The organism is Neobacillus niacini (genome assembly GCF_030817595.1).
GTDB lineage: Bacteria > Bacillota > Bacilli > Bacillales > Cytobacillaceae > Neobacillus > Neobacillus niacini_G.
Genome location: NZ_JAUSZN010000001.1, coordinates 3,504,988 through 3,527,125 on the forward strand (window position 1 = coordinate 3,504,988; position 22,138 = coordinate 3,527,125).

32 protein-coding genes and 1 pseudogene are annotated in these 22,138 nt (G+C 37.8%); 6 read left to right on the top strand and 27 right to left on the bottom strand.

Annotation, left to right across the window (positions count from 1 at the left end):
* Positions 1-27: 27 nt before the first annotated feature.
* The 3 genes and pseudogenes from QFZ31_RS16725 to QFZ31_RS16735 form a co-directional block, all read right to left on the bottom strand.
* Positions 28-531, bottom strand: a pseudogene (locus QFZ31_RS16725) (histidine phosphatase family protein); the annotation flags it as partial.
* Positions 532-543: 12 nt separating this feature from the next.
* Positions 544-942, bottom strand: coding sequence for a GNAT family N-acetyltransferase (locus QFZ31_RS16730; protein ID WP_307304685.1), 399 nt, complete (start codon positions 940-942; stop codon positions 544-546).
* A gap of 3 nt (positions 943-945) precedes the next feature.
* Positions 946-1,704 carry a 2-phosphosulfolactate phosphatase gene (locus tag QFZ31_RS16735; protein WP_307304688.1) on the bottom strand — a complete coding sequence of 253 codons (759 nt, stop codon included), beginning with the start codon at positions 1,702-1,704 and terminating at the stop codon, positions 946-948.
* A gap of 50 nt (positions 1,705-1,754) precedes the next feature.
* On the opposite strand from QFZ31_RS16735, the gene QFZ31_RS16740 reads away from it, so the two are divergent.
* Entirely contained in the window at positions 1,755-2,150 is a 396-nt protein-coding gene (locus tag QFZ31_RS16740) for a secondary thiamine-phosphate synthase enzyme YjbQ (protein ID WP_307304690.1), read from the top strand.
* Between the two features lie 174 nt (positions 2,151-2,324).
* Positions 2,325-3,089: a DUF3891 family protein gene (locus QFZ31_RS16745; RefSeq protein WP_307304693.1), complete on the top strand. Its 765-nt coding sequence runs from the start codon at positions 2,325-2,327 to the stop codon at positions 3,087-3,089.
* 39 nt (positions 3,090-3,128) lie between these two features.
* Here the strand turns inward: QFZ31_RS16745 and QFZ31_RS16750 are convergent, their stop codons facing one another.
* From QFZ31_RS16750 to QFZ31_RS16790, 9 genes are all read right to left on the bottom strand, one after another.
* On the bottom strand, positions 3,129-3,704 hold the full coding sequence (locus tag QFZ31_RS16750) for a GNAT family N-acetyltransferase (protein WP_307304696.1): 576 nt from the start codon (positions 3,702-3,704) through the stop codon (positions 3,129-3,131).
* Between the two features lie 78 nt (positions 3,705-3,782).
* Positions 3,783-4,496 carry a hypothetical protein gene (locus QFZ31_RS16755; RefSeq protein WP_307304700.1) on the bottom strand — a complete coding sequence of 238 codons (714 nt, stop codon included), beginning with the start codon at positions 4,494-4,496 and terminating at the stop codon, positions 3,783-3,785.
* A 103-nt stretch (positions 4,497-4,599) separates the two neighbouring features.
* The gene (locus tag QFZ31_RS16760; protein ID WP_307304701.1) at positions 4,600-5,307 is read right to left on the bottom strand and encodes a nucleotidyltransferase domain-containing protein; all 708 of its coding nucleotides are present in this window, start codon (positions 5,305-5,307) and stop codon (positions 4,600-4,602) included.
* Positions 5,308-5,346: 39 nt separating this feature from the next.
* On the bottom strand, positions 5,347-5,970 hold the full coding sequence (locus QFZ31_RS16765; RefSeq protein ID WP_307304704.1) for a histidine phosphatase family protein: 624 nt from the start codon (positions 5,968-5,970) through the stop codon (positions 5,347-5,349).
* Between the two features lie 12 nt (positions 5,971-5,982).
* Positions 5,983-6,408, bottom strand: a complete 426-nt coding sequence (locus tag QFZ31_RS16770) for an HIT family protein (protein ID WP_307304708.1) — start codon at positions 6,406-6,408, stop codon at positions 5,983-5,985.
* Positions 6,409-6,641: 233 nt separating this feature from the next.
* Positions 6,642-6,998, bottom strand: coding sequence for a DUF2085 domain-containing protein (locus QFZ31_RS16775; protein ID WP_307304711.1), 357 nt, complete (start codon positions 6,996-6,998; stop codon positions 6,642-6,644).
* On the bottom strand, positions 6,973-7,245 hold the full coding sequence (locus tag QFZ31_RS16780; RefSeq protein WP_307304715.1) for a hypothetical protein: 273 nt from the start codon (positions 7,243-7,245) through the stop codon (positions 6,973-6,975). Before QFZ31_RS16780 ends, QFZ31_RS16775 begins: the two co-directional genes overlap by 26 nt.
* A 146-nt stretch (positions 7,246-7,391) precedes the next feature.
* Entirely contained in the window at positions 7,392-7,706 is a 315-nt protein-coding gene (locus QFZ31_RS16785) for a DUF3892 domain-containing protein (protein ID WP_307304718.1), read from the bottom strand.
* A 211-nt stretch (positions 7,707-7,917) separates the two neighbouring features.
* On the bottom strand, positions 7,918-8,814 hold the full coding sequence (locus tag QFZ31_RS16790; protein WP_307304721.1) for a hypothetical protein: 897 nt from the start codon (positions 8,812-8,814) through the stop codon (positions 7,918-7,920).
* A 162-nt stretch (positions 8,815-8,976) separates the two neighbouring features.
* On the opposite strand from QFZ31_RS16790, the gene QFZ31_RS16795 reads away from it, so the two are divergent.
* The gene (locus QFZ31_RS16795; protein WP_307304723.1) at positions 8,977-10,521 is read left to right on the top strand and encodes a glycosyl hydrolase family 28-related protein; all 1,545 of its coding nucleotides are present in this window, start codon (positions 8,977-8,979) and stop codon (positions 10,519-10,521) included.
* 29 nt (positions 10,522-10,550) lie between these two features.
* Here the strand turns inward: QFZ31_RS16795 and QFZ31_RS16800 are convergent, their stop codons facing one another.
* Positions 10,551-11,141 carry a DUF1836 domain-containing protein gene (locus tag QFZ31_RS16800; RefSeq protein ID WP_307304726.1) on the bottom strand — a complete coding sequence of 197 codons (591 nt, stop codon included), beginning with the start codon at positions 11,139-11,141 and terminating at the stop codon, positions 10,551-10,553.
* 132 nt (positions 11,142-11,273) lie between these two features.
* On the opposite strand from QFZ31_RS16800, the gene trhA reads away from it, so the two are divergent.
* Positions 11,274-11,921, top strand: coding sequence for a PAQR family membrane homeostasis protein TrhA (trhA, locus tag QFZ31_RS16805; RefSeq protein WP_307304730.1), 648 nt, complete (start codon positions 11,274-11,276; stop codon positions 11,919-11,921).
* A 39-nt stretch (positions 11,922-11,960) separates the two neighbouring features.
* Here the strand turns inward: trhA and QFZ31_RS16810 are convergent, their stop codons facing one another.
* The 10 genes from QFZ31_RS16810 to QFZ31_RS16855 all read right to left on the bottom strand — a co-directional run bounded on the left by QFZ31_RS16810 (position 11,961) and on the right by QFZ31_RS16855 (position 18,366).
* On the bottom strand, positions 11,961-12,095 hold the full coding sequence (locus tag QFZ31_RS16810; RefSeq protein ID WP_307304734.1) for a hypothetical protein: 135 nt from the start codon (positions 12,093-12,095) through the stop codon (positions 11,961-11,963).
* Positions 12,096-12,210: 115 nt separating this feature from the next.
* Positions 12,211-12,906, bottom strand: a complete 696-nt coding sequence (locus QFZ31_RS16815) for a Type 1 glutamine amidotransferase-like domain-containing protein (protein ID WP_307304737.1) — start codon at positions 12,904-12,906, stop codon at positions 12,211-12,213.
* A gap of 24 nt (positions 12,907-12,930) precedes the next feature.
* Positions 12,931-13,719, bottom strand: a complete 789-nt coding sequence (locus tag QFZ31_RS16820) for a phosphotransferase family protein (protein WP_307311616.1) — start codon at positions 13,717-13,719, stop codon at positions 12,931-12,933.
* A gap of 156 nt (positions 13,720-13,875) precedes the next feature.
* A complete protein-coding gene (locus QFZ31_RS16825; RefSeq protein ID WP_307304739.1) occupies positions 13,876-14,340 on the bottom strand; it encodes an SRPBCC family protein in 465 nt (154 codons plus the stop codon).
* Positions 14,341-14,398: 58 nt separating this feature from the next.
* Entirely contained in the window at positions 14,399-15,121 is a 723-nt protein-coding gene (locus QFZ31_RS16830) for a GDSL-type esterase/lipase family protein (protein WP_307304741.1), read from the bottom strand.
* 93 nt (positions 15,122-15,214) lie between these two features.
* On the bottom strand, positions 15,215-15,568 hold the full coding sequence (locus tag QFZ31_RS16835; RefSeq protein WP_306075681.1) for a cupin domain-containing protein: 354 nt from the start codon (positions 15,566-15,568) through the stop codon (positions 15,215-15,217).
* 137 nt (positions 15,569-15,705) lie between these two features.
* Positions 15,706-16,071 (bottom strand): DUF488 domain-containing protein, encoded by a 366-nt coding sequence (locus QFZ31_RS16840; protein WP_307304746.1) that lies wholly within the window; start codon positions 16,069-16,071, stop codon positions 15,706-15,708.
* A 98-nt stretch (positions 16,072-16,169) separates the two neighbouring features.
* Positions 16,170-16,400, bottom strand: coding sequence for an excisionase family DNA-binding protein (locus tag QFZ31_RS16845; RefSeq protein ID WP_306075679.1), 231 nt, complete (start codon positions 16,398-16,400; stop codon positions 16,170-16,172).
* Positions 16,401-16,402: 2 nt separating this feature from the next.
* Complete coding sequence (locus QFZ31_RS16850; RefSeq protein ID WP_307304750.1) at positions 16,403-17,431, bottom strand: P1 family peptidase; 1,029 nt, start codon at positions 17,429-17,431, stop codon at positions 16,403-16,405.
* Positions 17,428-18,366, bottom strand: a complete 939-nt coding sequence (locus QFZ31_RS16855; RefSeq protein WP_307304752.1) for a dipeptidase — start codon at positions 18,364-18,366, stop codon at positions 17,428-17,430. Before QFZ31_RS16855 ends, QFZ31_RS16850 begins: the two co-directional genes overlap by 4 nt.
* 207 nt (positions 18,367-18,573) lie before the next feature.
* Here QFZ31_RS16855 and QFZ31_RS16860 point away from each other — a divergent pair, with 207 nt between their 5' ends.
* Together QFZ31_RS16860 and QFZ31_RS16865 are read left to right on the top strand one after the other, a co-directional pair.
* Positions 18,574-18,723 carry a hypothetical protein gene (locus tag QFZ31_RS16860; protein WP_307304755.1) on the top strand — a complete coding sequence of 50 codons (150 nt, stop codon included), beginning with the start codon at positions 18,574-18,576 and terminating at the stop codon, positions 18,721-18,723.
* A gap of 130 nt (positions 18,724-18,853) precedes the next feature.
* The gene (locus QFZ31_RS16865) at positions 18,854-19,489 is read left to right on the top strand and encodes an FMN-dependent NADH-azoreductase (protein ID WP_307304758.1); all 636 of its coding nucleotides are present in this window, start codon (positions 18,854-18,856) and stop codon (positions 19,487-19,489) included.
* A 64-nt stretch (positions 19,490-19,553) separates the two neighbouring features.
* Here QFZ31_RS16865 and QFZ31_RS16870 read toward each other — a convergent pair whose 3' ends face one another.
* From QFZ31_RS16870 to ureE, 4 genes are read right to left on the bottom strand one after another with little or no spacing between them, the layout of a single operon-like run.
* Positions 19,554-20,372, bottom strand: a complete 819-nt coding sequence (locus QFZ31_RS16870) for an urease accessory protein UreD (RefSeq protein WP_307304761.1) — start codon at positions 20,370-20,372, stop codon at positions 19,554-19,556.
* Positions 20,373-20,984, bottom strand: a complete 612-nt coding sequence (gene ureG, locus QFZ31_RS16875; RefSeq protein ID WP_307304764.1) for an urease accessory protein UreG — start codon at positions 20,982-20,984, stop codon at positions 20,373-20,375.
* A 24-nt stretch (positions 20,985-21,008) separates the two neighbouring features.
* A complete protein-coding gene (locus QFZ31_RS16880) occupies positions 21,009-21,695 on the bottom strand; it encodes an urease accessory protein UreF (RefSeq protein ID WP_307304766.1) in 687 nt (228 codons plus the stop codon).
* Positions 21,688-22,134 (bottom strand): urease accessory protein UreE, encoded by a 447-nt coding sequence (gene ureE, locus QFZ31_RS16885; RefSeq protein WP_307304770.1) that lies wholly within the window; start codon positions 22,132-22,134, stop codon positions 21,688-21,690. The genes QFZ31_RS16880 and ureE overlap by 8 nt, the downstream gene beginning before the upstream one ends.
* Positions 22,135-22,138: the final 4 nt, after the last annotated feature.

Sequence of the window (22,138 nt, forward strand, 5' to 3'; positions counted from 1 at the left end):
TAATCTTTCGTATGTTATGGTTCCGTTCTCTAATTTTAGAAGAAACACATCCGGATTACGTAAACCTCTCCATTCTTCAAAACCGAAATGATGATTATAATGATTTAACAGTAAGGACAGTAAATTTCCATGTGTGACGATAATAGTATTTAGTTCTTCACTGTTCAGAACTTCCTCTATTACAGTTACGATTCGTTCCTTTGCTTCACTACTAGACTCTCCACCTTCGAATTTCAAATCTAGGTCATCAAAGGTAGCTCTTAATTTTTCTAGCCAGTCAGAAAGATTTTGGGAACTAAGGATACGTTCTGTTAATAGATCATTTTTTTCAATTTCAAGATTGATTCTTTCTGCAAGGGGCTCCACCGTTTGAACTGCACGCTTATAAGGACTTGAAATAATGCGGTCTATAAGAATACCTCTAAAAAATTCCGATAAATGTTCAGCTTGTTTAAAGCCATTGTCTGTTAAGGATGCTTCCGCCGGCTGCCCCTCAGCCTCACAATGCCGGATAAGATAAAGTTTCTTCATTCACTTTCACTCCTATTCTTCAAAGGTCTTTCTGAATCCGTAAAATCGGCGATAGCCCTGACCTTCATAAAATGTATGAGAGGTACTAGAAGCAAGAAGTTCCATTCTCGTACTTGGATATTTAGCATGAACGTACTGAAGCAACTTTTTCCCGATACCTGACCCACGATACTTTTTGTCAATTAACAATTCATATATATATATAGTAATACGCATGTCGGTAAAACCTCTAATATATCCGACTATTCCATCGCCTTCTGCCTCCGCAACCAACGATACATTTGAATGCTTCCATGCCACTTTTGTATCTTCTTTCTTTTCTACTAAATTATTCCAGCCCTCTTGCTGGTTTAACTCTTGAATTCTATTAAAATCTTTTTCATGGTACTGTCGAATACGAATGTACTCCACTGGCTACAACTCCCCATTATATGATACAAAATGATTATCTTTTAAAATCGGAACTGTTTGATAAACATTTAACCTGCTGCAATGTTCTACATCCGCTGCAAATCCTCGTTCACGCAATTCTCGACTGCTTCCACTATCCCAAATCAGTGCGTCTAATTTTGGCTCTGCCTGGAGGAATGCACCCATACATACTTCTGCTTCTGGTGATTTCTCACCTTCCAAATAAGATAAAATAGCACCGGCACTTAAATAATCCTCCATAGCAGGATGAAGAGTATCTTCCTCTTCTCTCCCATTACTCCATTGTTCACCACAAGGAATTACTGTAATGTTTGCTTTAGTTTTTAATCTTAATTGATTAGCTGCGGAAGCCACTGCAGCAGCATTTAATAGGGATCCAATAAAAAGTGCTTGTGCCTTTGAGGCAATCCAAGTGCAAAAAGCTCCGTTTAGTGAGGAAAGTACATATCTCTTATTTGAATGTTTTTCATTAAAGGAAACTGGGGATAATGTCGCTTTCCCCGCCTTTGCTGCCTCCGCTCTGCCCAAAATATATTCAGCATTCACTTCTTTCGCGTATTGTTTCCCGTTATCATACGGGGGATAAGGATAAATCACTGCACCGAAATGTAATGCAGATACGACAGTAGATGAAAAACTTAAGATATCGACTATAATAATAATATCACCGCGTTCTGCAGCTTCTCTAGCACCGCGTCTGCCCCATTCCATTCGACATACATAGGGAGATTGACTGAACATACCACTACCACCTTTACTTAACTTTAAAATGATTTGAAAGGAAGGATCCTATGCTAAAAAAATTTACGTTAAAAACAAACACTCGTGATCAAATGATAGAAATCACCCATCAGGTTCAGGAATTCATTAGAGAAAATAACCAGCAGGAAGGATCTGCTATCGTCTATTGTCCACACACAACAGCCGGCATTACCATTAATGAGAACGCTGACCCAGATGTGAAACGAGATATGATTCGGCGCTTTGACGAGGTTTATCCATGGCACCATGAACAAGATCGGCATATGGAAGGCAATACTGCAGCCCATATGAAAGCGAGTACAGTCGGGGCTTCACAATATGTTATTATTGCAAACGGACAATTGCTGTTAGGTACGTGGCAGGGAGTCTATTTCTGCGAGTTTGATGGCCCACGCACACGAACTTTTTTTGTAAAAGTCCTCTAACCTTAAAATTATTTAGCCGAAATAGTTAATTCTTTATTAGGTAGTTCTTTTCCTTCTTATGTTTTCAAGATTGCAGGAAGTTTTGGTTTAAATCTACTGGATAAAGGAAATATAAAAGGAAGCATGTGGAAACCGAACAAGTTCAGTTTTTACAAAGGAAAGGGATTTACGAGAATGATTATACTTGAACAGGAACAAAGCTTTCTTATGGTAACCCAGAATGACCACGCACAAATTGCTGGCGTTATCGCTCGGAATTGCAAAGAAGATTATTTTTTTGATGATAACCATACTCAAGAAGTACTGCTGGCAATTAAAGAACATGACCGAGGCTGGATTGAAATGGATTCGTCCCCGATATGGAATGATAAAACGGAGAAACCGTACTCTTTTATTGATTATCCACTATCCCTTAAAATTACTTTTTATAAAAAGGGGTTAGACGAAGTAGAACAACTAAGCAAGTATGCAGGGCTTTTATGCAGCTTGCACTACTCATCGTTCATTCAAGATTCAAGCGAGCCGGCTGTCAGGGAATTTTGGAAAGAAGAAAAGCAAAGACAGGAAAAGCTTTTAAAGGAATTGCAATTAACGGGAGAAAAGCATGAACAAGAAACCCTAATGTACCACTTAGATTTACTAAAATTTTGTGATTATCTATCGCTGTATATTAGTCTAAATGAACCTGGCGATAATAAAGGGACTCACCCTTTTTTTCGCAATGGGTTTCCTCAGTTATTCCCGTTTGTGACGGACAAGCCAATTGTTGCTCATTGGGAAAACCAAAAAACGGTTTCGCTTTCCTTCTCACCGCTGAAAAAGGAAATGGAAGTTGAGCTGCCCTATCGAGCGGTAATAAAAGACCAAATTGAAAAGCACGGCATTATCCAAGCATATAAGGACACGCCTGTTTCGATTAGGAAGGTACTTTTTAAATAGAAAAAAATGCACTACTCGTTATGGAGTAGTGCATTTTTTTCATAGATTGTCTAATATATTTTTACTCTGTGGATCTTCATTAAAGGTCAAAACCTCTTCAACTGGTTGGTATGATTCTCCGTAGAAGTGCTGATCCTTATAGGTATGAATTTTATCATACGTCTTTCTCATGGCTTCAAAGATTAGTTCCTCAGACTCTTTATTTGGAGCCCAATAAAGAATTTCCATCTTATTAACCTCATTTGTCGCTAATGACCTTCTCTCATAGCCGATGGAATTAGCGTGTTCAAATCCTTCACGTTTATAAAAATGAAGCCTTTTTCCTGAATCACTGTCTTCATAGTTAACGGGTTCAACTTCAAGAATAATAGGCTTTCCTTTTTGTTTCATTTTTTCGAGAAGCTTATGGCCAAGTCCCTGGCCGCGCGCGTCTTTTGAAACAAAAAGATAATCAATAAAAACAAAATCCTCTAATTCTGCATACATCAAAACATGATTCGGACCTTCATCTTTATGATAAATATCGGAACGCTCTTTTAATAAAGTTTCCATATGCTCTCTAGATTTCATTTCTTCAATCGGAAAATATTGATTTAATTTCTCATACCAATGCATTCTACTACTCCTCTGGTAAAGTGTCTTAATGAGGAAAGTATGTGTAATTTTTCCATGTCTAATACCGATATTAACGGATTATTTCATAATGAGCAGTTCTAAGAATTCCTGCTCTGGTTTCATTACTTTTGTACCTTTTTCTGATTGAAGAAAGATTTCTTTTTCATCTTCATAAAAAACGTTTACTTTACTATCATTGAGATCTATTATCAATGTTTCATTTCGGGAATCTACTGCTTCATTTGTATCCATTGCTTCGTTAATGAACCTTATGATTTGTTCTATCTTGGATTTATCTTTAATTTCTGTACAGTTTTGAGCAGTTGGATTTTGATAGATACAAATACTATCTGGAACATCCTCAATCCAAGTAGTTGTTTGTAAAATTTCCGTTTTATCAAACATGACCTCTGTTTGGTCCTCACTTTGATTGTAATGAGCAGAAATCCATAATTCACCATCAAAATCTTCTTTTCTCCAGCGTGACATAAATCCACTCCAATCATTATCAACCTCATTATCGTCAAGTGCAGATTCTGTATACTCCTTTTGCCAACCCCGCCCAGGAAGTTCCTTCATGTAAAAATGATAAATATCCTCCCAGTGATTCCCCTTCATAATATATTGGTGTTCAGTAGGTTCTAATCCTTTGAATAAAGGGATATCCTTGTGTTCTTCAGGGATAATTGACATCCCTTTATAGGTGTCGTCTGTTATTTTTTGATATAAAAACCAACAAATAATAATAAAAAGCAGTACAATTACTCCAAAAAATGTCCTTTTCTTTGTCATATATCTCCCATGCCTCCCAGTTACTATTAAAAAAAATAGAACTGTAGACCTCTTCCTATTAAATTGGCCGATGTTTTATTGCTATGCCTGTCCGAATCTCATACTATTTCCCTAATGAAAACCCTTGAAATAACCGTCCGCCAAATTGCTGTAGGATATCATCAACCATTACGATAATCCTATTTTTATCTCCAGTTTTATAAAAAACATCAAAGGCGTCGACAAAAAGATCTGCAAACTTTTCATCATAGTTTCTTAATGAACGTAATATCCATTTAGACGTACCAATCCATTGTCGATTGGTTCCCAAGACAAATTCACTAACTAGTTCAGCGAGTGTATTAGCGATGAATATTTCTTCAGCCCGCACTGAACAACCTATAAAATCATCAAGCGCATCCGTTATAAAATAACGCTTGATTCTTATGGTTTCAGCTGACCATTCTTCCGGACCCTTTACCAATAAATCTTTTGCCTCTTGTTTAATAGCCTCAATGATTCCACTATCTTTTAACACAATTCCTTCTGAAACCATTTTAGGCAAGGAAGGTCTTGCTCGTTCACAATCACTTTTAAAAAAGTCTTTATATGAAGATAAATTATGTACAAAAACCTCTATATTCCATCCTAATTCAATGAATGACTCTCTATATGCAGACTGTAAATTACTATCAACTATCACAATATCAAGGTCAGATGTTTCTGTGCCCTCACCTCGAACTACACTCCCAGCTAATAAGGCTCCGTGACAATTCGGAAAATGATTCAAAGTAAACAGTACCGCTGCTCTATATGGATCGATTCTATTCATCTCCCTCACTCCAATTTCTCTAAAGCTCCCCCTTCTCTACTAAATAAAATTTGCCGTTTCCAAATGAGCAATATCTCCTTCTAACACCAGTTTAAAACCATTTTCATTCATTTCTACAATGGTAAGACTGGTATCATGTATATAAGGAGGATCCCATAAGGTTTCAATAGGGGAACTCTTAAAAAATGTATATAAACACTTAATTACAACAGAATGAGTAACCAATAATATATTCCCAGATTTATATTCTCTTTTTATTCGATTTAAAACCTGAACAGCTCTCGCTCGTGTTTCTTCAAACGTTTCTCCTCCCACAGTTGCATATTGATGAGGTGCATTCCAGAATGACTCATACTCGGTTTGATACATTTCTTTTATGGAAGAATGAGTTTTTCCTTCCCATCTACCCAGTTTAATTTCCCTCAAATTTTCATCGTAAATCACAGGAATATCTCTTTCTCCCCGTATTAAGCTGGCAGTCGCTTTCGTCCTCCCGCTTGGACTTGAATAAATGGCTGTTAACTCTATTTCTTTCAATCTTTCACCTAAAGATATGGCATTCTTAATTCCATTTTCCGTTAGATTTGAATCCAGCCAGCCTTGCATTCTTTTTTCACGATTCCATTCTGTTTCACCGTGCCGTGTTATGTATAGAGTGATCATAAGCATCTCCTTTTATTTGATTAACTCACCAATTACATCAATTAGTTTTCTAGTTGTTTCTTTTAACTTCGTTTCATCTTCTATGATAATCTCATCTTCTAAATAAAAATTAGCAAATGATTGATCTTTATATCTAGGTACAACATGCATATGGTAGTGCGCTAATTCATTAAATACCCCGCCATTTTGGCAGATGGTGATCCCATCCGGATTAAACAGTTTTTTAATTGCTTTTGATAGAAGAATAGATGCTTTCATAATTGAATTTGCTGTGTTTTCGTCAAGTTCATCTGCGTCATAAACATGTTGTTTGGGCAATATCATAATATGCCCTTCATTAAATGGCTCATGGTCTAGGAAACAACAAACATATTCATCTTCAAAAACAACATGTACAGGCAGATTTTTATTTGCCAAATTACACCCTAAGCATTCCACAACAACAACACAACCTTTACATTCCAATAATTTTACTTTAACAAAAAAAAGGCCGGTATTCTCGACCTTTATAAAAGATTTTGAAATACATCTAAAATGTTTTAAAAGGAACTGGTAAATCATTGTGATTAGCTGAGATAAGAAATCAAACATCCAACATACTTCCTTTCATAACGTCCTTATTTATACTATGCTTTCTAGGACGAGCATGAAATGGATAGTAGTTTACTTTTTTACAATAAAATCGAAATAATAATTTGACTTAAACTAACGATTATAATACTCTGACCCAAGCCGCTCACAATACCAGTTGATACTCTTAATGTGTTATTACTCATTCGATATTTCCTTTTTTGGGTCCAGCCGTCCAAAACCATTGGGAAATTTAATACGATACCCAGCCAAAGTGGGAAATCTAAATCATAGACAAATAGAAAAGGGAAAAATAAATACCCCAATAATATTCCCGTGCACCTTGCGCATATTGGCAGTGTATATCCTTTTATCGTTAGACTTCTTGACTTCATCCGGTGACAAGGTACAATGTCGATCAACCGCTTGAGATTAATTACAATTTGGCCCACAATCACAATCAGGTCCCCCATCACAATCGGATTTACCATCACAGTCCGGTCCGCAATCAAAAGTCGGACAGTCCGGGGTACAGTCATACTTCTTTTTACGGTATTTCTTTCTTCCATAATAAAACAGTATAAACAGCAGTAATAAAATACCCAGCGCTGTGGAGAGTATTCCAAAAACCATTTCACCATTAATTAATAACGTGGTTCCGACCACAAATGAAATAATCATCGCTGTCAGCAAAAGAAAAAACATAATTCCACCTTTTTCCCTAGGAATTTCTGCATTTACTGCCCCCAAAAAAACATAGCTAATTATTTATATTCCATTGATTCGTTAAAAAACCTTTTTCTAAGGAAAAGAAAAAGAGAGCAGCAACGTTGTGCTACTCCCTTTACATACTAAAATTCGGGAAGTCGATCAAGATTGTTTTCCTTTATCCCATCCGGTTCACTTCGAATAATATCTCTGCCGTATTTATGAAAGACATCAACGTGGGCAATCTGACCTAATTTGGCTTCCGTTAAAGCTGTGATGTAATCCAGCTCTCTGCCTGAGCTTGTTTTGAATGCGATGATGTCTCCATCATCATTTTTCTTCACGGCCACGAATTCTTCTTTTCCATCAGGATTGCTTTGACTAGCCTCTGCCTGCGCTTCGTGCTCACTTTGCTGCTTGTATTCATCGTAGATTTTTTCAAAATTCTTATTTTCCATAATCTCCACCTCCGAACGTATGTTAGTATTTTGTTGCAAATGGCAGCTAAATATTCAAAATACACAAAACTGACAAAAAAGGTCATATTCTGTATGTGGTATAATTTACCTATTGGGGGGGGGCGATGGAATCAAATAAGGAAAATGTTTGGTTTTTTATTAAAGATTCTCAGCAGCAAGGAGCCGTTTGTCAACAGCTCCTTTTTGATTTTTAATGCAAATTCATTCCAGTACTTGGTTTTTCCACGTTTTCTTTAATGTTTTTCATCATTAGTATCATGCAAAATATGACCAAAAGATTAAAGAGAATGACACTCCAAACAAGCAGATAGCCAATCTCCACTCCAGCCTTTAATTGGAGGAGAATCATGGCTGTCAATGCTGTTAGTAAAGTAATCTCTTTAATAATAATCACTGGGGCGAGCAAGTAGCCAAATGGTTTTCGCATCATTAACAGGATCCCAGCAAGCAGACCTGTAGGAACGACAAATCCTAAGTCTAGTGCCTGAATCACAAAAGTTGTGTAGTGCTGTAAATCTGCTGGTGGTGTATTGTTTAGGAGCGGGAGACCCAACTTTCCTGTCCACATCATTCCAAAGACAAAGGAAACAAAAAGTAAGAAACCTGCAAGGAATTTTACCGGCATTTTTTCCGAGAAAAATAATGGTAAATTTGCGACATCAAAGGACATCATCATGAGGATAAAGGCAAAAAAACTGGCTGACATAAGTACCACATAGGTTAGGAACATATAATTGTACATGGAAAGAAAGGAGTAAGAGGCATAGGTGTATAGGAAATATCCTAACGTACCCGTTAGCAGGAGACTTCCTTTAAGGGAACCTTTTAGATACAAATAGAGTGATAGCAGCAGTAATGGAACACCTAGAAATAGTGTAACATAGTCTTGAGCGATGGCTTGTGCAGCCATTGACACGGAGTCATGACTGTATAGCCCCTTCCCATAAATAGATACTGTCTCACCAAATATAGATTGGTATTCATATTCACCTGGTCCCTGACTCGAAACGATAGCATATGACGTTGCAAAAATAGAAAGTATGGTAATGAGTATAACAAGTAAACTTATTGTCCTTTTGTATATCATCCTTAGTGCCTCCCTTCAAATAAAAACTATCATAGTAAGTATTCGATAACCCATTGCCGCGACCTCTTTGTTCACAAAAAGTTCAGTTTTTCCTTTTGCTAGAGGTTTTCTTCTATATAGGTAATAATAGTTTAAAAAAGTGTAATGCCTGGAGTGAACACAATGATTTTTTTAGATAAAGACCATGATCCAAGGAAAAATGGAGAGCTTCTATCGGTTATTTCAGAAAAGCAAATAGATATAGAGGCGGTGATTAAAGAAACTGAGCAGCTTTTTCAACAATGCCATATGAATAAGCCTGCCCCACAATTCAACAAGGAACCAAAAGAAGTTTCTTTTTTCAAAAGGATGATGGAGCACATTTTCCGATTATTCGCTCGGCCATTTAACCTCTTAAAGCCTACCCCTGTATACATAGATTCTGATGGGAATGTGTTCCCTAAGTGGAAACCGAAGCTGGATGACGAGTACAAAAAGTTAATAAGCCGAATTACCAGGGAAGTAAATATTATCGATTTTGGCGGGATTGGGGATGGAAAAAGTGATAACACAGCTGCCTTTAAAAGAGCGCTTGGAAATGGCAGGGTTAGGGTAAATATTCCTGAGGGGGTTTTTATCACAAAAGGGATTCGCCTTCCTTCCTGGACTTGCCTAGTAGGAGCCGGAAAGGGAAAAACAACTATTAAATTGGATGAGAGCGCCTCGAAAGGAACAAGATTAATTACCAACGCCAATCATTGGAAAGGAAATCATCATTTATATGTGCAGGGAATGAGTCTAGATTGGAATGTTGAAAGGCTTGGGGATATAAAAAAGACGAGTACGTGGGGCAATTATTCAAGCTGTCTAACCTATGCGAACGTCAGCTATGGTTGGGTAAAAGATATTGAAGCAATCAATCCGGGACTTCATTGCTTTGATATTTCCTCTACCTTGTACAATTATGCGGGAGACGGTTATCGCGCCAAAGGCGGCAGCCAATATGTGTGGCTCGATAATTTAAATGGATATGGTTTTGGAGATGACGGAATTACCACCCATCATAGTGATTACATATTTATTTCAAACTCTCATATGTGTGACCCAAGCGGGCGTGCTCATCAAAAGGGATATTCAAATTCAAATGGGTTCGAAATTGATGATGGTTCTAGGAATGTACTTTTAGTTAATAATTCTTCGGCCAGATGCTTTGGTGGTATTGAAATAAAAGCACATCAAAACTCATCTGCAGCTTCTAATGTGCAAATCGTTGGACATATTTCTGTAAACGATAACCGTGCCTACAACTTCCGCCATATTGGACACCATAAAAGCACAGATAGGGAGTCCCAGTCGGCATACAATATTACTGCTGTATATCTTGCTGCCATTAAACCGATTTTTACAGATTTATATAAAGAATCCAAACCTCGCGGCTTAGTCGTATCCGGCTATAAAAATGTTGTGGTCAACCAGTTTACATTGATTGGTGACCCTGATTATGATTATAGAAGAATCCCCATTATTGCGATACAGTACCGAGCAAGAAATGTGGCTCTAAACAATATTTCAGTCAAAGATTTTAAGAGTGCTAGTACAGCTATCAAGGTTTATGGAGGAGAAAATCGGGCTGATTCCATATCGATAAATCACGTCGAGGTTCGTGACTCCGCCTTAAAAGCAATTGATATTGGTAAAGATGTACAGGATATTCGAATAAATGTGTGAACCACATAGAAAAAGCGTCAAAGATATGGTTATCTATGACGCTTTCCTTCTTTATCCACTACGATTTCGTCCACCAACTTTTCAGCCACTTTTCGATATAGGTTACTCATGTGTACGAGTGAGGAAATCATGAGTACCTGCTCGAGATAAGCAGAGTTCCGATCCTCCATTTTTGCTACTTCTACATTTACATCCTTGACCCGTTCATTAATATCAAGATTGAAATCAGCAACATTTTTTTGAGAGAGCGCTAAATAACTATTGTATAAAGAATCGATTTCTATATCCTCTTTGATAATCCTTTTATTCAACCCATCCAGTGTTACTTGGATATCATTAATGGATAGAGCGCCTTTTAGTTGGTAAATTAAACTCATTAAAATCAAATGCTCCTTGGAATACTTCTTATTTTTAATCGGGAAAATGAGCTTCCCTTTTGCATAGTTATTAATCATCGTTTTTGTAAGAATCTTTTCCTCATCATTTCGCTTAGAGTCGGCAAATTTGTTTTCAAATAACTGAATCACTTGATCCATATACAAATCAATATTCGGTATTTCATCTAACGAAAGATTTGTTTCAAGGCCAAGCTGTTCAAGTATTTCTTTGATTTTTTCCATCATAAAAACTCCGTTCTACGTGTTATCTGACTAACATTATATCGTAACATTTATCAGTTGACTAGGTGCTGTTTTGCGAGTATCATTATATGTAGTTATTAAAACTACATGCGGTATCAGGAGGGTTTTAACTTGAACAATTATATTCGGGAACCAATTAATGGACTCACTCATTTATCAGGTGCACTTTTATCTTTCGTAGGACTTCTTGCGATGGTAATTAAAGTGTCGAGTACGACATCATCAGCGATAGCGATAACCGCTGTCATCATTTTTGGCGTCAGCATGATTCTCCTTTATTCAGCTTCAGCCACCTATCATATGGTAATCGCTAAAGATCATGTCATTGCTTTTTTAAGACGCCTCGATCACTCGATGATTTTTATTTTGATTGCAGGTACCTACACACCATTTTGTTTTATCAGTTTAAATGGAACAACTGGTAATATCCTATTTTCTATTATTGCTGCGGTGGCATTAAGTGGAGTGGTGTTTAAAATGGTTTGGTTTAATTGTCCGCGCTGGATTTCAACAGCACTGTATCTTGTAATGGGCTGGATGATTGTGTTTGTATTCTCACCATTAGCCGGGAGCTTAGATCCGAAAGGTTTGTTTTTATTAATACTCGGAGGAATTTTTTATACCATTGGCGGAGTCATATATGGAGCGAAGCCAAAATTCCTTCAATCTAAATACATGGGCTTTCATGAAATTTTCCACATTTTAATTATGCTTGGGAGCATGTCTCACTTCTTATGTGTGTTTTATTTTGTTATATGAAATTAAAAAACGCCCTAAGAGGCGTTTTTTTGCTGTGAATTACGAGTTCTTATTATTTTCTCTGGCAGCCTGTTTCCTAGCTTTCTTACTTAGGCCTTGTTCTACTCCGAATTCCGTATCTGCTTTGCTTCCGCCAGTATGCGGTTGGTTACGGTTGTTATTCTTATTGGTCATTGTTTTTAATTCCTCCCTTTATGTAAATTGGCTAGTAACATCTATATACTGCTTAAAGCGGTAGGTAATTATACCTACTTTCTCTTTATTTCTTTATCGGAGAAAAGTGCAATACTTAAGACCCTAAGAATTCTGTTTGAAGTTCAGTTTCAATCACTTTATGTTCGTAGGATATTCGATAGGCTTTGCTAGTTGGTCTTGAGCTTACTATTTTACTTATTTCTTGTTCAGCGTAATGAATTGCCACTCCATCATCGGCAGCTATCCCTGCTTTTATTTTATTTGCTCCAATCAGCTTATGATATGCGGGTCTTCTATCTGCTTCCCCGTCATAATGAGGACAATTACTGCCTTTTAAGAAACCCAAGCAACTGAGTGGCTCAAGTCCCTCACCATAGGAGTCCGTTACACCTTCCTCGAACCAACAAATAGAACCGGCACTAATCCCCGCCAAAAGGATTCCTTGATCCCAAGCTTTTCTCAAAATGGTGTCTAATCCCCAATCTTTCCATAAAGCCAACAGATTCTTTGTATTTCCACCGCCAACATATATAATATCTTTTTCCAAAATAAAGCTCTCTAAGTCTCTTGTTGGCGGTCGGAATAATGATAGATGAGATGGTCTACAATTTTGGTTTTGGAAAAAACGATAAAATCTTTGAATATAATCTTCTGAATCTCCACTTGCAGTGGGGATAAAACAAATTTTGGGATTGTCTTTACCCGATTGCTTCAGAATGTAAGTATCCAATAACGTATTTTCTGGTTCCATAGAGAAACCGCCGCCGCCAAGAGCAATAATTTGCCGCATATTTCTTCCCTCCATTTTAGTATTCTATCTATATGCTTTAATACCATTTTCAAATGCTTCTATGTCGTCATTTTCCACTCCATGTAAGGCTTCCTGCAGGGCAAATGTACTTCCATAAAACCTAACTCGCTCAGCTATTTCGGCACCATTTGGATATAAATTTAAGCACATGGTAAAAAAATCTTCCCCGTAACTGGATAGTATTCCTGCAAAATCATATGCTAGGTCACCCATACCACTGCCGCCAAAGTCAATAATCCCTGAAATAGTATAGGTAGTCGGATCCCATAAGATATTTGTTGCCCCGAAATCGCCGTGGACCAAAGTGGTGGTTAAGTTTGAGCATGCTTCACTATATAAAAAGGTTTCAAAAGAATGGGAGATTTGTCGTTGCGCTTCTTCCCTCATAAAAGGAAAAAGCTTATTCTGTATCCTTTGATAGAGATCAAGCATTTGTTCACGAGGATTGGTTTCCTCTAGTGGCAGTTTATTTTTATCAAATGAATGAATTTCCGTAAGGAAATTAACCAGTTGTGACGCTAGTCTTTTTAATACTTCTTCATCTTTAATGCTATCGAAACTCGACTTCCAGAATGGAGATCCTTGAATAAACTCATAGCCAACAAAAACTTTCCCTGCTTCCCATTTTTCAAAAGATTGATAGATTGGGCTTGGAATGGGAATGGATACTTTGTTTTTAATAGCTTCTACTATCTCAGTCTCTTTTTTTAAACTTTCTAATCCCCTTTGGTACTTTGGGAATCTAAATACGAAGGATTCATTTACAATTAGTACATCATTATTTTGGCCAATTTCATTTGGCTTACAATCCAGGATGGAAAGGCTAGGTAAACCTGTTTAATGCGCTCAATATATTTTTCCATTGTCTGTACCCCCTTTTAACTCTTCACGTATCATGAAAAAATAGCAGCCTAAATCCATGTGGATTTAGCTGCCAAATTATTCTTATCAGTTTACGTTTGCGTCTGGCGCCTTATCAGCTACGAGATTTAATTGAATGTTGTGCTCTAAATATGCCTTTAATCCAGAGAGTACCATTGTGTATCCTCCCATAGAATCAATGGCTCGAGCGACCATTTCATCGCCACTGCCAGAAAAGCCAAAGTTTGTGATGGAAACAAAAGTTTGATTACCTGCTCGGGGAGTGAATAGCCACTCCACCTGAGTGCTATCGGTCCATTCAATCTTTATTAGCTTGTTTTGCTCCATTTCTTTAACAAATAATTCATCGCCAACACCATACATTTCCCAATCCCACCTGATGGTTTTACCCTCTTCTAATCTTCCGCTGCTTTTAGTAAACCAAAACTTTGTCGTGATTTCAGGGTTGATGAAAGCTTCATATACTTCCTCAACTGGTTTGCGGATAAGCATTTCTGCCTTAACAACTGGTTTTTCGTTTAGTGTATTCATATATAATACCTCTTCTCCTTTGTGTATAACCTATTCACTATGGTTTCTTATTCGTTGTTTATTTAAAACTAGGTTCCTTCAATATTTTTTCAGATAATCGATCCGCGATTAAATGATATCCTGCTGGATTCGGATGTAAGGCATCACTGAAATAGAGGCTTTTTGGTTTGTTTTGAAATAGATCAAGCGTGGGAACAAAGTAGGTTCGATCAAAATTACCAGCCACTTTGGCGATTTCCTCGTTCCAATGTTTTATCGTGTTTAGAATTTCTTTCTGATTCGAGTATTCCACATAGGGTTGATATAAACCTAAGACAAAGATAGGGGCGACAGAATTATCTTTTTTTATGTTTTCAAGGATTTTATAAAGGTTTGTGGTGTATGTAGCCTTACCCCTATTTATTTGTTTTACATCAAGTGGGTTAAATTGATAATTGGCACTCTTTCTAAAATCATTTGTTCCAATATACAGAATGATATAATCTGCCTTCTTTAGTTGTACCGTGACTTTTTTATCCTGAAGTTGTTCAAGAATTTTTTCGGAAGGATACCTTGGTATGGCAAAGTTGCTCACTTTGACAGGAGCCTTATATTTCTTTTCTAATTTTACTTTAACGCCTTCTATATATCCCTTTTTTGCAGGGTCCCCTACTCCATGTGTGATGGAATCGCCGAGAGCTACCAGGTTAACTACCTTTGTACTGGCCGAAGAACCACGAATACCGGTATAAGTACCAAACAAAATTAAAATACTACAGAAAAAAATGATATAATTTTTCATTTTAAAACTCCTAATGTTGACTTAATAGAAGTTTTCCCAGTGACACTTACAGTCATGTAGTGTCTATAAAGATTAATTCCGAATGTTATTGCCTTATTTAGAAGGCATTAAATCGGCTGGGTTTAATTCTTCACTTTCAATAACAATTGCAGTTAATCCATTATCTGACTTCGTTTCGTGCCATTCGTCTTTTTCCCAAAACACAGCATCACCAGGCTGTACTTTATAATATTCTTCCTGGTCAATACTAACTAAACCTTCTCCACTTACGATTAACAATAGTTGAGGTCCTACTGCTTGGTGAAAACCAATCAATCCATTTTTGCCTAAATGCATACAACCGATTGAAGCAGCACTATTTGTTTGAACGATTCTAGACATAATAAAATCGGAATTAAATTTTGAAATGTTCTTACCACTTTCTTTATTAAAGGTGAAAAATTTCATAATACTATGTACCCCCAAAAACTATTTATATATCTTACATATTCAAGACTTTTAGGTAATAATCCTCTAAGAAGAAAGATATACGTGCATAAAAAGTGGAGCCCTTTTATGAAGGAGCTCCTCTTCTAAATTTGTTATTATAAGGTGATTCTGTTTAACTCTTCTTGCAGCACAATCGCATGATTATATACAGGATCCTTTGCTCCATAAAGGAGTGTAACCTTCCCTTTTGACCTCATTGAAATGAGGTCATTTATAATACTCTGTTTCTGTTCATCCATACGTAATTCCTCTATGTAATTAGTGCGAAACTCCTCAAACAATTCAGGCTTGTGACAAAACCACTTACGAAGATTAGGACTTGGAGCAACCTCCTTCTGCCAAGCGGTCAACTTGGCTGCCTCCTTCGAGATCCCACGCGGCCATACTCGATCCACTAAAATCCGAAAACCATCAGACTCATCATACGGTTCATAAATCCTTTTCAAATAAAAATCACCCAATAGAAACCCTCCTTGTCTGGAATTTAAGGATAGTGTCCATACCACGTGGACACTGTCCACGGACGGTGACAGGCACCAACATTGGAACCAACATTAATTTAATCCTCGTCTTTGATGTCGAGGTCTTCGGGGATGGGTTCGTTTAGGATTTCTTCTATGAGGTGTTTGTATTTTTCGATTTGTTTTAGGTGGGTGTTGAATTGTTCTTTGTTGATGACCCACCCTTCTCCGTCATGGATGGCGCGGATTTTTTTTTGTTTGATTAGTTCTTCTATTTTTGATTCTGGCATTGATAAATATTCTGCTGTTTCTTTAATGGTTAGATACATATTCATTCCTCGTCCGTAAAAGTGATTTTATTAACTACTCTGCCCGCTCTTCCTTTTGTTGTGACTGCTTGCGACAGTGAGTTTAAGATGGCTTCCTCGGCTGCTTCTGCAGCTCCTGTGAATAATTGATTCATCAGGGGATGATCCTCACGAAGTTGGAGTCTTTGTTCTGTCAGTTCATCTGTAAAGTGTTCAGACTTGTGAGCTGTTGAAAAGGCAATGATGATATCACCGCTGCCGTGGCTAAAATGACTGCCTGTTCTGCCTAATCCTATACCGCAGCGCTTTGAAATACGCAGCAGTTGCCTGTCGCTTAACGGGGCATCTGTTGCAAGGACAATAATGATAGAGCCATCTGCAGGATCTGAAAGACACTCCACTTTTGAATAGCGAAACTTCTGGTGCTCCTCCTTTTTACCAAAGTTGGTTAGGACTAGGCACCCGATTGTATACTCTCCAACCGTACGAGAGGATGAACCAATTCCGCCTTTGTATCCAAAGCAGATCATCCCTTTTCCAGCTCCAACCGCACCTTCTTCTGCCTGCTGGTCGGTAGCATTCCTAATTGCTTCTAAAGCATGCTCAGGTTTAACAGAAAAATGCCGTATTGAATTCAAATAACTATCATTACATTCTCCAACTACTATGTTAATCGTACCCGTTGTTTCACCTATTTCAGGATTCTCTGCCAGCATATATTCTAACGTACCTTGGGTAACAGCAGGTACTGCAAACGTATTGGTTAACATAATCGGAGATTCAAGCTGTCCTAATTCATTCACTTGAACAAGCCCGGTCGTTTTTCCAAATCCATTTATGACATAACTTGCAGCGGTCACTTTTTGTCTAAAAACATTTCCACGATGAGGCAGCACCGCTGTAACACCTGTACAGGCATATTCTTTTCCGGCTGCATCAAGGGGATAATCAAGCGTGACATGGCCCACCATTACACCCTCAACATCGGTTATACAATTTTTTCGTCCAGTTGACAGCACACCCACCGTTATTCCTGTCTGTCTAACCTTCATCCTAACACTCCTGGCCGATGGTTAAGGAAGTTTTGGTAAGCAAATCCTCTCACTTCATCCTCTTTGAAATGCTTCAATAATTCATTGATGAGATTCTGCGTTTTAGAGGCGTCCTCTAAATCTGTAATAAATGTCCGAATCCCATCAAAATCCGACCCTAATCCAATATGGTTCACTCCGCCTAATGAGCAGAAATGGTCGATATGCCTTATTAGATCAGAAATGGTTACCTCTCCTGCTTCTGCTTTTACAAATGGAGGATAATAAACAACATGGATCATCGCGTTTCTTTTAAACATTGCCTGTGCCTGTTCATCCGTTAAATTACGAAGGTGATGACAAAGAGTGCGTGAATTGGAGTGGCTTGCAATTGGATACTTTGCGAGTTCAATGACCTCCCAAATCCCTCTATCACTAAGATGAGAGATATCTGTCAAAATTTGATGGTCATTATTAAACTTAACAATTTCTTTTCCAAACAGCGTAAGTCCGCCGCCCCGCGGTTCCCCTGCACCATCTGCTGCTAAATTTGCATTATTCCATGTTAAACCAACCAAACGAACACCCAACTGATAAAGAATATGAAGCCTGGTTAAATCGTTGCCGATGGCGTCAACTCCCTCAAGTGTCAGCATGGCGCCAATTTGACCGATATTGATTTTTTCAAAATCAGACCACTCTTTAATATGGACCATGTCAGGATTTTTCCCTAACACTTCTTTATAAAAATAATCAACTTGTGTAAGTGCCTCTTGAAATTTCTGGTCTGATGGAATGTCTGGCTCAATAAAGATGGCAAAGCATTGAACCTTGATCTGCCCTTTATGTAATCTTTTTTTATTCGTTTGTAATTCTTTCGCATCTGCAAAACGCAGCGAGCCTTTTCCTTCTGAAAGTTTAAGCAATGCGTCACAATGCAGGTCGATTAATTTCATATTCAGCCGACTCCTTTTTTAAAAATTTTATCATAAATCACAGAGAAAGGTTAAATAAGGAAAAACAATAGATCCAGATACTAGCATTTATATAGTAAATAATTACCAGAAAAAGTAACATTCAGAATATTAAAAATTACCTATTAATAATCGTAAATAAATAGTAGAATTTATGTATAGACTATATTTATGGAGGTGAATTTACCTATGACAAATAACCCGATTCATTATGATGGAAGTATTCTAAACAATGAAAGTTCCGCTTCAATTTCTCCAGTAAATGAGCCGTTTACATTAACGGATGAAATGCGTGCAAACATTAGTGGAAACCCTTACTTTAGCGAAAATAATAACTAAAAAATAAAAGGAGTTTGCAAATCGCAAATTCCTTTTATTTTTGGTCTAGATCTATTTTTGTATCTGCATATATAAACATTCATTGCACATACTAGAATGTATGCTAGATACAGAAAGGATTGATACGAAAATGACAAAAGTATTGTATATAACAGCTCATCCTCATGATGATACTCAGTCTTATAGTATGGCAGTAGGAAAAGCATTTATTGATACTTACAAAGAAGTAAATCCTGATCATGAAATTATTAATGTAGATCTTTACAAAGTAGATGTTCCTCAACTTGATGTTGATGTCTTCAGCGGTTGGGGAAAACTTCGTTCTGGTACGGAATTTGAACAGCTGTCAACGGAAGAAAAAACAAAGGTCGGCAGACTTTCTGAGATTTGTGAGCAATTTATTTCTGCAGATAAATATGTCTTTGTCACACCGCTATGGAATTTCTCCTTCCCGCCTGTTATGAAAGCTTATTTAGATGCAGTATCTGTTGCAGGAAAAACCTTTAGATACACGGAAAAAGGTCCAATTGGACTTTTAACCGACAAAAAGGCTTTGCATATTCAGGCACGCGGGGGTGTCTATTCCGAGGGACCAGCAGCAGCAATGGAAATGGGTCACCGCTACCTAGGTATTATGATGCAATTCTATGGAGTCCCATCTTTTGAAGGTTTATTTGTTGAGGGGCATAACGCAATGCCTGACAAAGCACAAGAAATCAAAGAAAACGCCATCGCGCGTGCTAAAGATTTAGCACATACATTTTAAAGCAAAAGAGCCAACACCAAACGTTGGCTCTTTACACATCCAAACAATTTTACGGGCCAACCCCTTAATATTTTCGTAAAAAGACAGGTTCTTTCCCCAAAATTCTTTTCCTGATAAGTTCGTGAGTAACACTTTGAATATGTTCTATAGCTTGTGTGGAGTTTGCGAGTACCCTTAGTGTAAATCCCGGAACCGCCAGCATGGAGACACCGATTCTAAGTTCGGTCAGAGGCTCAAATAGCACATGGAGCTCTTCTAAAAATGCTTTATTCACCCGCTCATCAATGATGATCATCGTGCCAATATGGGTATACCCCTCCATATAGCCTATTCCTGTCATATCCTCATCTGGTTCTAGTTTGATATGATCAAATAAAACAAGCTGCTTTTCCAAATAAACTTCCATCTTCGATTGCAGTAAATCATAGCGAAATAGAGTGCCATCCGGGGCCCACCCCGGTGTAAAAATATCACAGCAAACGAGCGAGGCACCTTTCTCCATCTCAATAATCATATTTTGCTTAAAGCGTGCATGCTGATAAGCGATAACCGGATCTGGCAGATATTCAAAAAGACTTCCCTTTTTCAAATGAATTTTCATGTCTTGAAGAGCTGGCTTTGTCCTAGTTTTATATATTTTCGTGGAGGATTGCGTGGTTAACAACACCTCCGCATTCTCCTCTAGAACAATAGAAATATGATAAGAATCCCCGTCAACATAGCCGCCGCCAGGATTCATCACGTACCCATATGCCTCGCCGCTCGAAGTCAGGTAAACAGGCCTGGTTATTTTAAAAGCTCCCTCTGCATAGGTTTCTTTAAAAATCGTTTTCTCTTTTTTCCTTGCTGCAGCTAGTCTTAAATATCCTGTTTGAGTAAGCACTTACCCCAATCCTGCCAATAAAGCATTTTTCTTGAGCCAGTCTACGACGAGATTTAGTCCTGTATCTGTTTTTAAATTTGTAAAGATATACGGCTTCTTCCCTCTTGCCGCCTTTGTATCTTCCTCCATCACCTCAAGGCTTGCGCCAACATAAGGAGCTAAATCGATCTTGTTGATAATAAACAGGTCAGATTTAATCATTCCTTGTCCGCCTTTACGCGGGATTTTTTCCCCTTGAGCAACATCAATGATATAAATAGAAAAATCAACCAGCTCCGGGCTAAAAGTCGCTGCTAGGTTATCTCCTCCACTTTCAACAAAAATGATTGATAAATCCGGATGAGTGGCTTTTAATTCTTCAATTGCCGCAAAATTCATGGAGGCATCCTCTCGTATCGCAGTATGGGGACACCCGCCAGTTTCAACTCCAATAATTCGATCTTCAGGTAGAACGCTGTTTTTTATTAGAAACTGCGCATCTTCTTTTGTATAGATATCATTGGTTACCACGGCCATCTTAAATTCATCATTTAAGTATCTTGTTAGGCGCTCGACCAGCATTGTTTTTCCTGCTCCAACTGGTCCGCCAATTCCGATCCGTACTGGTTCCATCTTCTAACCCACTTTCTATTAATATTAAGACATGAACAAACGGACATTCAGTTTTTCATGACGCATTTGTGCAATTTCAATTCCAGGCGCAACCGCCCCAAAATCTTCTAAATCTAAAGATTCAATTTTACTGACTGTATTCATTAAAACAGGATGAATTTCTAGTAAAATCCGTTGACCTGCTGTCTGTCCAAGTGGGATTCCTCGTACCCCATTTTGAACAAGAGTGGCAATCGTCGAATATAAGAAGGTCAATATTGCTTGATTTCTATCAATCTTTAAAAAATCACAAATAATCATAAAGGCAATTGCAGGATGTCCGAAGGCTTCATTTCTACGAATTTTTTTCAAATAGTCTTCTAATAAAGGAATGGAATAAAGATCAATTCCTATCACTATCAATCGTTCTCCAATCCGACGATTCGCCTGCCGGGTTTCTTCCGGCATATTCTGAACAAACAATTTTCGATCCAGGTTCCATATCGTTGCAACCTCTTGATTCATTAATGCTTCAAGGGTTATGCGACAGGCTAACCCATCGGTATAGGCTAGTTGTTTTTCCAAATAAATACGAATCCATTCAAAAAATGTTTCCTTATTATGGACACTTTCATCCTGGATATAGGTTTCTAATCCAAAGGAATGGGAAAAAGCTCCCGATGGAAAATTTGAATCCCCTAATTGCAGTAAGCTTAAAAGCTGACTATCCATGACTGTGACCGATATGTCGAAATGCCTTTTTAACTTTTCTCTCTTCCCTCGTATAAGGAATGTCTAATTGAACGAGCAGCTCCTCGACGAGATAATCGTATTGAACGAGCATTACCTCGTCTTCAAACTGCGCTGGTAGATGGCGATTGCCTAACTGATGTGCGATTTCACCCATTTGCTTTATACATGAAGGACGAAGTACAAGCAGATCATCACTCGTTACACTAACAATCATCATGTTTCTTTCGTCCATATATAAAATATCTCCATCAACTAAATCCTTCGGCTGTGCTAAACGGATCCCCACTTCTTTTCCATGATCTGTTGTCACGCGCTGTATTCGTTTTACCAAGTCATCGCTTGATAGATATACTCTTTCTATATGCCTGCCCGCAGACGAGATTTCGTCAACGTTTCCAATGATTTCAGTGATAATCATAACC